A 13,626-nucleotide genomic window follows, 5' to 3' on the forward strand; every position below is an offset into this window, starting at 1 on the left:
TGCGCACCAAGGCGCAACTAATGGTTGTTCCTTGATATTTATGGTGAAAATTCTCCTATACAGCGAAAAAAGGTTAATGCATAGTAGTTCTACACATTAACCTTAACATCATCTATTCTATTATATTCTTAACTGGCGAGTCAGACGTTAATGTAAAATCACCATTTTCTGGATCCGCAAAACCAAGATCAAGTATGCTTGAATTACTGTCACTATCTGCTGCTGTTTCGAAGGAAGCGAGGCTAGTATATTCCTCATCCTTCCAAACCCAGATTGTCTCCTTATCCTCTTCTAGATGATATACATTGCTTGAAAGGGTATTGCTGCTGTTCGCGGTAAAATAATTAATGATAAATAGTCCATTTTCACTTGAAGAGAAAACATTCTTCTCGATTTTATTACTGCTCGTATCATGCTGCAGCATCAGCTGACCGCCATCCAAACCTTTTGTATCATTTTTATACAAAATATTTTTGGCTATCGTAGAGTTTTTTGTACCTCCTCTTTCTGTATCATAACCGCCGATAGAGATGCCTGTATAATTATTTTCATATACAGTATTACTTGTAATATCAATATGGACGGCATATTTTTTATGATGCTCAGAGGTTGCTTCGATTCCAAGGTCATTATGATGCACAATGTTATGATCAACAGTAATGTTACGGCCGCCATCAATATAAATTCCGCCAGCACTGTAATCTTCCCCATATGCAGGGTTGCCGTAGGAACTATTATTATAAACAATATTGCTTTCAACAGCTCCGTTTCTAACGTAATCATTTTCCTCGCTAGTGCCTTCATAACCAATCATATCAATACCGATGTTGTCATTATCTCTTACAGTGTTATGAGATATTTGAAATCCATCAATATTTCCATTAAGAACTAGTGCTTCACTTGCACCAAGCTTCAAATTTTCCACGAGATTATCTTTTATTGTTATGTCCTTCATTGCCTCTGTTGCATAAACAGCAATTCCATGGCCATTGCCCTCATCATGGAATGTCTCAATATTTCGGACAGTGTTATTCTCAATCGAAATATGACTGCTGTTGCCAGTAACGTATATACCTATAACCGTTTCATCTGCCAGCTCTGTGGAGAGATTAGTAAACGTCAGGCCTTTTATTGTAATATAGCTTTTATCATTAATGGAAGCGAGGGCTGTGTCCTCCTCTGCATCATCCATTTTTTCTCCGCTTATAATAACTTCTTCGCCGTCATAGGCCTGAAAAACAATCGGCTCTGTTTTTGTTCCGCTGTGGTTCACCTGTAAAGACTCGTAATAAGTCCCTCCGCGGATATATACAGTTGTGCCGGGAATTGCTGCTTCACTTGCCTTTTCCAATGTTTGAAAAGGTTCTTCTATGCTACCGTCATTCGCGTCATCCCCATCTTCTGCTATAAAAAATGACTGTTTAGTTGCTGCTATCTTGATCTCTTGTTCTTCTGCATCATCTCTTTGAAGGTAAACAAAAAGACATACAGCAATGCCGATAATTGCAAGTATTACTAATAACTTTTTCATGATAACGCCCTTTTCTTTTATATATACTTTCCCTCTTATATTGAGGGAAATGCAGCTGCTTGGCAAGGGAAGTCATATAGGTCCATCCTTGCTCAAGATACTGGTAAACCATTTTGTTAATTTCGGGCAAATATAACAGCAGAAGAACGGATCTTGCTAAACTAAAAAGGATAAAGGCAAGCCACAATCCGTGGTTTCCCCAAGCATGTGCTGCAGGTAACAGAATCAGGAAAAAGAGCAGAACGGCGCCTATCATCGAATTTTTCACATAACCAACTTCAGTAGCTCCCGTAAAAACTCTAACAGCCCAGTCCAACTGGTCCGTACTTGCTAGAAGAATTATTCCTAAAACGAATGCTGTTATGTATTTGAACATGCTGCTAAAAGCAGTACTAAAATGACCGCCATGAGCATAAAAATATTTTTATTTAACACAATCCATTTCACGTTAATAATCACTTACTCTTGCTTTTTAAATAAATAAGAACTATTTAGTATCATATTTTAATTATGCTTAGTTGTAAATAGTAATTATTACGGTTTGTAAAAAATATGAACTCTATGCTTTGTTAACAAGCAACAGAAAGTCTTTTTTTTTATTAATTGGAGGGAATAAAAATGGTTAAATTTTATTTTTTTCAAGGCATTGTCACCAATATATCTGATTTTCCAACCAGCCAAAATAATGAGGGGAACGGTTGTCATAAAATTTTTACCGTTGAAGATCATACAGGGTCCATCGTTCACTTCGTCATCGCCCCATCCACTTATTTTATTGACCATTTAATCGTGCAGCCTGGTGATCGGGTAACTGGATTTTATGATGGTAATGCTCCTGTCCCCCTTATTTATCCCCCCCGTTATGAGGCCATTGCTATAGCAAAGGAATTACCATATCAAAATGTGAAAGCAGACTATTTTAACAGCCAATTAGCCAGCAGTGACGGAACTTTGAAATTAAATATTGCTTCAAGCACCCAACTACGCTTAAAAAATGATCAGCCTTTTACAGGGACGCTTATGAACCGAAACCTCATTGTCCTTTATGGAGCTTCCACTAAAAGCATTCCAGCCTTAACAACTCCTTACAAAATCATTGTTTGGTGCTAATCTATTGATTTCATAGCAACCAGCCTGTTTAGTTAAGTTGAACAGGCTGGTTTTTACTTTTAAGGAAAAGGAATCAGGATATTGCGCCAAAAAGCAGCATATACCTAAATGCAGCATTTAAATACTTCCTTTTTTAGGATATCAATTGCTTTTTATAAGCGCTTACATTATTATTTTAATGAAAAGAAAAGCAGTTAACCTCGTCCCTTCTTTGCCTTCCCACTGACATTTTATAACACTTCCTAAGAAGGCCTTGTTTCATAGAATGGACAATGAATAGGAAGGGAGATGATTATATAACTTAAGGCCTTTTACTGAGGTTTCCTGCCTCATCTAAGGTTTGGATATACAGTATCCAACATTTTGATCATAACAACCATGTTTATTACCATTTATTTATGATGTAGATACTTAATAATTGTTAATGGGAGTGGATGAAATGTCTATACCGAGCGGGGCAAGCATGAACATTATTATTCGGATACAGTTAGAGACTAGCATCATTTCTTTAGGAGAAATTGTTAATGTAATCGGAGATGCTGATGGAGATATTATCGGTCTTGACGTCATCTCTTCCAGTAAAACAAATACAGTTCGCGATATTACAGTGCGAGTACATAATAATGATCACGGGCAAAAGGTAGTCAGTAAGATTTCCGAATTGGCTGGAGTTCATATTGTCAACGTCTCTGACAGCACCTTCCTTTTGCATTTAGGTGGCAAAATTGAAATGAAAACGAAAGTGCGGATTAAAAACCGTGATGATTTGTCAAGGGTTTATACACCTGGTGTAGCTGCCGTCAGTGAAGCAATACATGCTGACCCCAGCAAGGTTTATTCTCTCACCATGAAAAGCAATACGGTCGCTATCGTGACAGACGGTACAGCTGTCCTTGGTCTCGGTGATATAGGACCAGAAGCGGCAATGCCGGTAATGGAAGGTAAAGCAATGTTATTCAAGCAGCTGGCAAATGTCGATGCATTTCCGATTTGCTTGGATACGAAAGACACAGAAGAAATTATCCAGATTGTCAAAGCTCTTTCCCCAACATTTGGAGGGATAAATCTTGAAGACATCGCTTCTCCTCGCTGCTTTGAAATAGAGCAACGCTTAAAGAAAGAGCTTAATATTCCTGTCTTCCACGATGATCAGCATGGCACAGCTGTAGCTATCTATGCAGGTTTACTTAATGCCTTGAAAATTGTGCAAAAAAATGTAAAGGATATTAAAGTTGTCATCAATGGCATCGGTGCAGCAGGAATAGCTTGTACAAAAATTCTTCTAGCTGCAGGTGTGCAAAATATCATTGGTGTTGATCGCAATGGTGCGATTTACCGCGGTGAAGGCTATACAAACTCTCATTGGCAAGCATATGCGGAAATGACTAATCCTGACAACCTTCAAGGCAGCCTGTCAGATGTTATCGGAGGTGCAGATGTTTTTATCGGAGTTTCTGCACCTAGGGCTTTAAAAGCCGAAGATGTCCAAAAAATGGCCAATGATGCCATCGTTTTCGCAATGGCCAACCCAATCCCTGAAATTGATCCTGATATAGCAGCTCCTTATGTAAGAGTGATGGCGACAGGCCGCTCGGATTATCCAAACCAAATTAATAATGTATTATGCTTCCCTGGTATTTTCCGCGGAGCATTGGATTGCCGGGCAAGTGAAATAAATGAAGCGATGAAATTAGCAGCTGCTGAAGCAATTGCTTCAACGGTTTCAGATGAAGAATTAAATGAATCTTACATTATTCCTTCTGTTTTTAATAATACTGTTGTCGATAAAATACGTGACGCTGTCGTTAAAGCTGCTGTCGATACAGGCGTTGCAAGAAAAATCCCTAAGATTAGTAAATAGTTACAAGTAAAACTCACCAAATGGTGAGTTTTACTGCTTTTTAGCATAACTCAATGATGGTGATGAACATGAAGCGGCTTATTTTTAGCCTGACAAAGGATAGCATTATCATGACGGTGAGACGCAGTTTCTAATTGGATTGTCACATGAGAAATCCCCTTATGTTCCAGTTCATGTTCAATATTGCGTAAAATCGCTTCACTTTCCGCTACCGTAAGCTGACTGTCTACAACAGCATGACAGGACAACGCATGCATTTCACTGGTAATCGACCATATATGCAAGTCATGAATGCCTTGAATACCTTCTGTTTTTTCTATATCTTTAATAAGTTCCTCAACATTTACCGACTTTGGTGTCCCCTCCATTAATACATGAAGGGCATCCTTCAACACAAAGTAACCGCTTCTTAGAATCAAGACTGCTACGATGACACTTGCAAGGGGATCAGCCCAGCCCCATCCAAACATCATCATTAAAATGGCTGCTATTATCGCCCCGACACTGCCCAGCATGTCACTTATCACATGCAGGAAAGCTCCTCTCATATTTAAGTTATGTTCGGTATCTCCGCCGCGAAACATGATCCAAGCTACGACCAGATTGACCAGCAATCCAATAATGCTGATAAGGAGCATTCCAGTTGTTGCAACTTCCGGTGGATTAGCAAAACGAATGATAGCCTCGTATATAATATAAAGGGAAATAAGCATCAAGGTAGCACCATTTATCATGGCCGCAATTATTTCAAACCGCCTAAACCCATATGTGTTGCTGTAGCTTGCTGTTTTCTCTCCTAATTGAAAAGCAAGAAGCGCAATTACTAATGAAACTGAATCACTTAACATATGTCCAGCATCTGATAACAAGGCAAGACTGTTTGTAAGAAAGCCGCCGACTGCTTCAATAATCATGTAACTCGTAATAATGATAAAAGATATTAACAACACTTTTTTATTCGAATTGTGAGCGTGTCCATGACTATGGTTATGTCCCATTTTTCATTCCCCCTTAAGCTACATTATGCCGCTAAATTGTTTTTACATAAGCATTTTATTTTAATATTGTTTATATGAACATATATTCATATATAGAATACATTTATATATACCGTAAGTCAAAGGTATTTTCTATGTTTTCCCCCTTTAGTCTCATTTAAAACATTATTAGCTGGGACAATAAGTTTGTCCATTTTTCTGAGACAATATAAATCGTATGGGAGTCTCCTTCCTTCATTAATGTGCTTTGTTGCCCTTTTTCACCAACCCAAACATAAACATTTGCAGTTTGATCATTTGCTTTTATATTAATGCGGTATTCTGCTGATGTTAAATTAACAATGCCGTCCTTTTTAATGGCGTGAGAAAAGATAGCTTGAAAGTCTTGCAAGGAATCTTGGTCCTTGATAAGAAGTAAGTTTTTGCTATCAGCAAGCTCCGAAACTGTAATGGTTAAGTCACTATTATCCCATTGAAGAGCTAATCCATCCGTTTCTTTTTGACACCCTGTTAGTGAGACAATTACGAATACTAATAACAAAAACCATATCTTTCTCATAATAAGCCCTCCATTTCTTTCTATTATATTAGACTTACAGAAACCATTAATTGTTACATATGGAAAAATATTAAAAGGCGCGATTTGAAATCGCACCTTTTTCTGTTACTCACCAGTAATTATTTTCACAAATTTGCGTTTGCCGACTTGAACGATTAAACCAGCGCTGACGGTTACTTCAAGTTTTGTATCTTCTGCCTTAATATTGTTCAGCTTGACTCCTCTATTTTCAATCATTCTTCGTGCTTCGCTTTTAGAGCTTAATAATTGAAGTTTCACGAGCAGGTCAATCAGTGGAACTTTAGATTCTCCATCCCATGTAATAGTTGGGATATCTTCCGGCATAGCGCCCTGCTGGAAGACGGATATGAAGTGCTGCTCTGCTTTTTCAGCTGTGTTAGCACCATGGTACATCCTGACAATTGTTTTAGCTAGGAGCATTTTCGCATCTCTCGGGTGAAGGCTGCCTGACTCTAACTGACCTTTTATTTCTTTCATTTCTTCGGGTTTGAAATCTGTTATCAACTCAAAGTATTTACTCATTAATCCATCTGGGATGGACATCGCTTTACCGTACATTTCCGTCGGGCTTTCGTCAATGCCAATGTAGTTTTTCTTTGATTTGGACATCTTTTCAACACCATCGAGCCCCTCTAATAATGGCATCAGTAACGCCACTTGCTTTTCCTTCCCAAACTTCTCTTGAAAATGCCTTCCCATTAAAATATTGAAATGCTGATCTGTTCCGCCCAGCTCAATATCACATTCCAACATAACAGAATCATAGCCTTGCATTAACGGGTAGAAGAACTCATGCAAGGAGATAGGTTTATTAAATGCCATTCTTTCTTCGAAATCATCTCTTTCCAGCAATCTTGCCACCGTAATTTTTCCTGCTAATTGTATTACATCTTCAAAGTCCAGCTTAGAAAGCCATGCTGAGTTGTAATGCAATTCAACTTTATCCATATCAATAACCTTAGCAAATTGCTCAAAGTATGTTTTGGCATTATGCTTGACCTCTTCATCAGTCAGTTGTTTTCTAGCAATCGACTTCCCTGTAGGATCACCGATCTTACCAGTAAAGTCACCAATAATTAGCTGGATTGTATGACCATTTTCCTGAAATTGTCTCATTTTATTAAGGACGACTGTATGTCCTAAATGTACATCAGGAGCAGATGGGTCCAATCCTAATTTTATTTTCAGCGGTCTATTTTCCATGATTGACCTTGCTATCTTACTTTCCAGCTCTTCTGTTGGGATTATCTCTTGCACCCCTTGGCTGTATATTGCCATTTGCCGCTTCACTTCATTTCGTTGTCCTTCTGTCAGTTGCTCTATCAACTTTTTCATCATGATTCCTCCTAAATGAAAATATAAAAAAACCACATCCCAAAAAAGGGACGTGGTTTCTTGCACGCGGTACCACCCTTATTGAAGAACTTCTTCGTCCTTCCACTTAAACGATTAACGGATCGCCCGTTCTTTGCTTTCACAAAGACAGCTCCAGGAATGTAATTCGTGTTATCTATGTGTCGATTCGCACCAGCCACCGACTCTCTTTAAACAGGGAGATAACTACTACTAGGTTTCCTTTCATTGCTTTTTCCATATTAAAAATTATTTTTACGGATTACGTTACGAAGTAAACTTGACATGTTTTTTTGCTCTTCTACTGACATATGTGCAACAATGTCTACTTCACCAACATGAAAGCGTGGATAAAGCTCCTCCATTACTTGCTTTCCCTTGTCTGTGATTGCCACATAAGTAATTCTTCTATCTCTGATGTCATTTTTCCTATAACAATACTCTTTTTTTTCCAATGTTTTTGTAATATTGCTGATTGTGGCTTTCGAAACGCCGTTTGATTCAGCTAGTTTCTTTGTCTCAATGGACTCCCATACCCATAAATCATAAAGCATGGAAAACGCTGTCCAAGACAGACCATATTCAGACAGAACTTGCTGCTCCATCTTATTTTTTAATCCTTGTGCAACTCGGTAAATATTAGTAACAACAGCAATTGCATCAAGATTTAAAGACTCAATCGGAATTTTAGTGATTCGATTGATGGTGTCCACTTCTTCAGGAAGCAATTCCCCTTTATCATCAAATGAGTATATACCGAACCACCTCTTCTCTTATAAATTTTCAAAATCATTAGCTTTGAAACGATATTATCAAATATATAAATTGAATGCAATATATTTTTATGTTTCAGGCAAAATTAATGATTAGCAACCCGAAAAGCTTTATAATGAAATATAGGTTATTAAAAATAACCTTTTTTTAATACAGGAGGGAATTGGGATGAATTTTTCTGAAAAAGTAGTTTTAATAACAGGGGCTGCTGGCGGAATCGGTATTGCTGCAGCTAAGAAGTTTGCCGCTGAAGGAGCAAAACTTGCATTAGTTGACCTAAAAAAAGAAAGCCTTGCAAATGTAGCTGCAGAGATTAGTAGCGAAGATATCCTGCTTTTAGAAGGTAATGTTGCGATTGAAGAAGATGTGAAAAACTTTGTTGAAGCGACGAAAGATCATTTCGGACGAATTGATGTTTTCATTAATAATGCTGGTATCAATGGCAAGTTTGCTAACTTGGTGGATCAAACAGCAGAGAACTTCGATGCTGTTATTAATGTTAATTTAAAAGGTGTATTTTATGGCCTTAAATATGTGCTAAAAGTGATGAATGAACAAAAAAGCGGAGCTATCGTAAATACAGCTTCAAACGGCGGGCTTCTTGGAGCTCCAGGTATGGGTCTGTACGTTGCGTCTAAACACGGGGTAATTGGCTTAACAAAAACAGCAGCGCTTGAGGGTGCTCCATATAATGTGCGCGTAAATGCAGTAGCTCCTTCTGGAGTTGATACCCAAATGATGCGCTCTATTGAAACTAATGCAATGCCTGGCAATGAGGGGAATGCTAAAGAGCAATTTGAAGCTTCTGTTCCAATGAACCGCTATGCAACAGCAGAAGAAATTGCTAACTTAATGGCATTCCTGGCTTCTGAAGAAGCATCCTTTATTTCCGGTACTTATTACCGAATAGATGGTGGACAAGGTGCTACTTCAGCTTAATTAAAGTAAAGAAGGGATGCCACACCGGCATCTCCTTATCTTTTGCTACGATCCCTTTACTGCTTAAATAAACTTTGCAAACGTTCTGTTCCTGCTGTTGCGTCTTCCACCATTGTATGGATCAATTCCTTGACTGTCGGCACATGATGAATCAAGCCGATTACTTGGCCAGCCCAGGCAAATCCATTTACTGGATCGCTCTCATATATAAACTTCAAATTAGCTTTCCCGCTGATAGTATCCTTTAACTCTTCATAAGCAGCCCCTTGCTTTTCCCTTTCTATGATATTCTTTGTATAGTCAGATTTCAGCACCCTTCCAGGAGTCCCAAAGGTTCGTTTTATAACAACGGTATCCATCTCCGTTCCTGCCACAAGGGCATCCTTATAAGATTTCACTGCATCAACACATTCTGCAGTCGCAATAAAACGCGTACCCATCTCAATTCCTTGTGCTCCCAATGCTAAAGCAGCTAAGAATCCTCGGCCGTCTCCTATTCCTCCGCTTGCGATGACAGGAATAGACACAGATTCAGCAACCCGCGGTATGAGAACCATTGTGCCAATATCATCCTTGCCTATATGCCCTCCACCTTCCTGACCAACTGCTATGACAGCAGAGGCACCAAGCTGCTCTGCTTTCTTTGCTTGTCTGACAGTCGATACTAGTACTAGCGACTGAATATTTTCCCCTTTAATGCGGTCTAAAATAGGCTGTGGATTGCCTCCGGTGATAGAAATAATCTCTACTTTTTCCTTAATTGCTGTCTCAAGAAGCTCCATATATGCTCCAATTATAGGATCCAATTGCAAAATTGACTCCAAAGGGTTTATCCGTCATGCTTCGTACCTTTTGAATTTCCTCCTGCAATCTCTCTGGCGTAAATAAAGTCATGGCCGTTATTTGACCAAGACCGCCAGCATTTGATACTGCTGCAGCAAGCTCTGCATTTCCTAAGTATGCCAAACCGCCTTGAATAATCGGATATTTAATATTTAATAAATCAGTGACTGTTGTTTTCATATTGTATTCCTTTCCATCATAAATTACATTGAGTTAAGCATATCATAGTTTTACCGGTCGCCTATATCTCCATGTTTTAGTATCTTTGTATGGGGAAGATTAAAAAGAGCAGCTAAAGGCAGAATATTTTATTAAGCAATCCTTTCATATTATAATTAATACTGTATACAATTACTTGTTTCTCTATGAAGGAGCGATTTCTATGAAGGTTACCATTACAGATAATGCTGCAGCAAAATTGCGCGCGTATGACCAGCCAGAAGGTGCAGCATTTAAATTAACAAGCATTTTTAGCGGAGGTTGCAGCTACACATACAATTATGATCTTGCGATTGATCATGAGAAAGACGAAGATACAAAATTTGAGGATAATGGCGTTGTTCTTTATTTAGATAAGATGACGATAAGTCATATCAATGAGGATTTAAAGGTTGATTATGTAGAAGGTCAAGGTTTTCGCTTAGTAGGTGCCAGCCAAATTTATACTTTTAGATTAGATGTAAAGAATAAAGTGCAAGCCTAAAAAACAGTGGGATTAAAACCCCACTGTTTTTCGCTAAGGAGAATTCCTCTTTAACTGTTACCACCTGCCATACTATATATTATCGCTTCGTGCAGCCACTTCTCTTCTGCTTCGGTAAAAGGGGAAGGCGCCATCTCCTCCAACTCATCAATATTGATGCTTTCAAGGTCAACTTCAGCTAGCTTTTCTATGACATCCTCCCCAATAAAAGCAAAAGATGATTGTAAATAAGCGGCAACCATTTGTTGCACTTGAGGATCATCTACAGGTCTTCCATAAAGTTCCTTTAAATCTTTTGCCATTTGGATAAAGCTTTTATCTAAGTCTGCTGTTTCTTTCTCTGATTTTTGAAACAGGCTTTCGCCTATTTCAGCTAACTGGTTCTTTTCCATCCATTCTTTTTGGCGGTTCTCTATTTGGATTGCTTGAATTAGAGTAAATAATAAGCTGCTGTCAACCTCATCCTCTTGTTTAAGCAGAGCAGCAATCCTTTTTATTGCTTTAATAGACAATTCAAGTTTTTCTTTTTCTTCTTCCAATGCTTGAAGATGTACCTGCAAAGTTTCATTCAAGCTCACCGTAAAGCTGGATTCATCTAATAAACTTGCTGCTTTCTCAAGACTGTACCCTAAAAATTTTAAGCTTATTATTTTTTGTAGGGTTATAATATCCTGTATTTTATAGATACGATGACCAGATATCGCATGCTTTTCTGGCTTTAATAAGCCTATTTCATCATAATAATGCAAGGTGCGCACAGATATGCCAGTTTTAGCTGAAAATTCCCCAATCGTAAATTGTTCTTTCCCTGTCATTTACATACCTCCCATAAAAAGTATATTTTTATTATAATTCCTAACGTTACTGGAGGTTCAAGAGAAAAAATAAATTAAATATTGTCTTAAAATATCTACTCTTGAGTGAGACAGGAGTTAGTGTGTATAATAAAGTGGGCTAGACTATGTCTGGCCTGCTTTTTTTGCAGGGTAGCTGCCCCCATACAATTATTTGCTCTTCTTTTTTACATAATCATCACATATGAGAATCGGACTTTCTCTTTAAATTAAATTGAGGTGAGCAAACAAAGCAGTTTATAATATAGATATGGGAGCAACAAAGGAGTTGGTATTATTGGCCTTACCAAAAAACTATCTAGTAGACGCAACACTTGAACGGTTGGGAACATCCTTTTTGGATTTATATAACAGCAAAATCGGCGATGATGTTAGAGAATTTTTGGCAGTCATCTTCTTCGAGGAACTGATTGAGCCTGAAACCGGCAGACAAAGGAACTTAAAAGAACTACGTTCTCATTATTATCGAGATAAGTTCAAAAGGACGAAGAAAAACTGGTATTCTGCTCTTATTAAAAGCATTAATAAAAAAAGCAAGAACCCTAAGGAATTGATGGCTGAAGTTAAATTCATCCATGAAGGTATTGAAAAAGGATTTATTGACTTAGTGAATAACTATCATGTCACCGATATAAAAGACTTGATTGCAGACCGCTTAAGTGAAGTTGATAAATGGGTCAATGATGATACAAAGCTCTTATCAGATTACAAATATATTAAAGACAAAACGAAAAACCAAATAAAAAACACGTTAAAAATTGATTCTATTATTACTGTAACAAGCCTTGTTATTGAAGAGTTCGGCGGTGACTTTAACCGAATTGTCAAAGAGGTTAACGACTTGTTCAGTGAGCTTCCTTTACCAGGAAAAACAAGCAGAACAAAATTTATGGACTTTCATGAAGATCCAGCAGTCGAAAATAGTGTAACAGCCGAAATATATGAAGATGGCAATCTGTCCATCCGAACACTGCTCGGCAAAACTTTAACAGAAGAAAAAAATTCAATTGCATTAACTCCGATGGATTATGAAATATTCAATTTTATTCTTTCCAAACGAGACTATGAATTTGTGGAAAAACAAAAAATATATGTCGATATCGGAGACATTGTAAAAAATATGTACTCCTCTAGGGGTGTCAAAGAATATAAACGTATTAGAGAAAGACTGGAAAAGCTAAAGCATCTAAGCTTCGATATTAAAGCAGATGATGGAAAAAAATACATCTTTGACCTCTTTGATCATATTACTTATTTAGATGAAGCGGAAACGAAAGCAGAGATAAAGATAAATGAATTTATGCATCAGCGCTATATAGATAATCAAGTGACGAAAATCTATAGTGATAAAATCCAAAATTTCCAGCTGGAAATCTCAGAGAATATTGTCTTCATATTACAGAAAGAGCGATTTGCAAAGAGCTCCCTTTCTGATGACTCAATCGACGGGAAAAAATCAGTTGCTTATCCCCTCGCGTTTTTTACTAGACGGCTTAGATTACCGACGAGAAAAAAAGACGCTTTAGCTAAAGTTGAAAACTCTCTGCATGAGCTTGTGGACAACCAAGTGACGATAAGAAGCTTTCGCCGTGTTAACGATGTATTTCACATCGAATTCCTGCCTATCACCGAACATGAAGCAGAGGATTTAATTGACGCTAAACATCAGAAAGTTTTATTCCTTGAAACATAATGAACACCCCAATTAGTGAATAATTGGGGTGTTTTTGCTTTATAATAGTACCATTTATCATGAAAAAGCATTTTTAATTTGGAGCAGATACAAAATGCCCCAATTTTTTTCACCATTTTATCGTGCTTTTTTTCTTAAAGCTAATATCCCTAATTTTTTTCACCATTTCTTCGTGCTTTTTTGGGCAAAGAGCTTTCTTAAACATAACCTTAATTTTTTTTTCACCATTTTGTCGTGCTTTTTTTTCAAAAAGCTTCTATTAATTAAATCCATTAAATTTTTTCACCATTTTATCGTGCTTTTTATATAACTTATATTTTTTTCACCATTTCTTCGTGCTTTTTATATACATTCTCTCGTTAAGGATGGCAATAAGCTCGGTTTCTA

At 37.6% G+C, this 13,626-nt stretch carries 11 protein-coding genes, 1 pseudogene and 1 other annotated feature; of the genes and pseudogenes, 5 read left to right on the forward strand and 7 right to left on the reverse strand.

The window, feature by feature from the left end:
• Positions 1-112: 112 nt before the first annotated feature.
• The gene (locus M3600_RS14040; protein ID WP_237943381.1) at positions 113-1,531 is read right to left on the reverse strand and encodes a right-handed parallel beta-helix repeat-containing protein; all 1,419 of its coding nucleotides are present in this window, start codon (positions 1,529-1,531) and stop codon (positions 113-115) included.
• Positions 1,532-2,149: 618 nt separating this feature from the next.
• Between M3600_RS14040 and M3600_RS14045 the strand changes: the two genes are divergently transcribed.
• Together M3600_RS14045 and M3600_RS14050 are read left to right on the forward strand one after the other, a co-directional pair.
• Complete coding sequence (locus tag M3600_RS14045; RefSeq protein WP_251646460.1) at positions 2,150-2,641, forward strand: hypothetical protein; 492 nt, start codon at positions 2,150-2,152, stop codon at positions 2,639-2,641.
• 439 nt (positions 2,642-3,080) lie between these two features.
• Entirely contained in the window at positions 3,081-4,502 is a 1,422-nt protein-coding gene (locus tag M3600_RS14050) for an NAD-dependent malic enzyme (protein WP_233316984.1), read from the forward strand.
• Between the two features lie 50 nt (positions 4,503-4,552).
• Here the strand turns inward: M3600_RS14050 and M3600_RS14055 are convergent, their stop codons facing one another.
• The 4 genes from M3600_RS14055 to M3600_RS14070 form a co-directional block, all read right to left on the reverse strand.
• Positions 4,553-5,500, reverse strand: a complete 948-nt coding sequence (locus M3600_RS14055) for a cation diffusion facilitator family transporter (protein ID WP_251646461.1) — start codon at positions 5,498-5,500, stop codon at positions 4,553-4,555.
• Positions 5,501-5,657: 157 nt separating this feature from the next.
• Entirely contained in the window at positions 5,658-6,059 is a 402-nt protein-coding gene (locus M3600_RS14060) for a YhfM domain-containing protein (protein ID WP_251646463.1), read from the reverse strand.
• A gap of 105 nt (positions 6,060-6,164) precedes the next feature.
• Complete coding sequence (gene tyrS, locus M3600_RS14065) at positions 6,165-7,415, reverse strand: tyrosine--tRNA ligase (protein WP_233317078.1); 1,251 nt, start codon at positions 7,413-7,415, stop codon at positions 6,165-6,167.
• Positions 7,416-7,458: 43 nt separating this feature from the next.
• Positions 7,459-7,671: a binding site (T-box leader), on the reverse strand.
• 4 nt (positions 7,672-7,675) lie between these two features.
• A complete protein-coding gene (locus tag M3600_RS14070; protein ID WP_267913446.1) occupies positions 7,676-8,161 on the reverse strand; it encodes a MarR family transcriptional regulator in 486 nt (161 codons plus the stop codon).
• Between the two features lie 214 nt (positions 8,162-8,375).
• Here M3600_RS14070 and M3600_RS14075 point away from each other — a divergent pair, with 214 nt between their 5' ends.
• Entirely contained in the window at positions 8,376-9,146 is a 771-nt protein-coding gene (locus tag M3600_RS14075) for an SDR family NAD(P)-dependent oxidoreductase (RefSeq protein ID WP_233316981.1), read from the forward strand.
• A 56-nt stretch (positions 9,147-9,202) separates the two neighbouring features.
• On the opposite strand, the pseudogene M3600_RS14080 reads toward M3600_RS14075, so the two are convergent.
• Positions 9,203-10,169: pseudogene (locus M3600_RS14080) on the reverse strand (NAD(P)H-dependent flavin oxidoreductase).
• A gap of 202 nt (positions 10,170-10,371) precedes the next feature.
• On the opposite strand from M3600_RS14080, the gene M3600_RS14085 reads away from it, so the two are divergent.
• Positions 10,372-10,692: a HesB/IscA family protein gene (locus M3600_RS14085; protein ID WP_233316979.1), complete on the forward strand. Its 321-nt coding sequence runs from the start codon at positions 10,372-10,374 to the stop codon at positions 10,690-10,692.
• A gap of 50 nt (positions 10,693-10,742) precedes the next feature.
• On the opposite strand, the gene M3600_RS14090 is transcribed toward M3600_RS14085, so the two are convergent.
• Entirely contained in the window at positions 10,743-11,507 is a 765-nt protein-coding gene (locus M3600_RS14090) for a MerR family transcriptional regulator (protein ID WP_251646465.1), read from the reverse strand.
• Between the two features lie 316 nt (positions 11,508-11,823).
• On the opposite strand from M3600_RS14090, the gene M3600_RS14095 reads away from it, so the two are divergent.
• The gene (locus M3600_RS14095) at positions 11,824-13,239 is read left to right on the forward strand and encodes a hypothetical protein (RefSeq protein WP_233316977.1); all 1,416 of its coding nucleotides are present in this window, start codon (positions 11,824-11,826) and stop codon (positions 13,237-13,239) included.
• Positions 13,240-13,626 lie beyond the last annotated feature (387 nt).

Source organism: Niallia sp. MER 6, assembly GCF_023714395.1.
Lineage (GTDB): Bacteria > Bacillota > Bacilli > Bacillales > Cytobacillaceae > Niallia.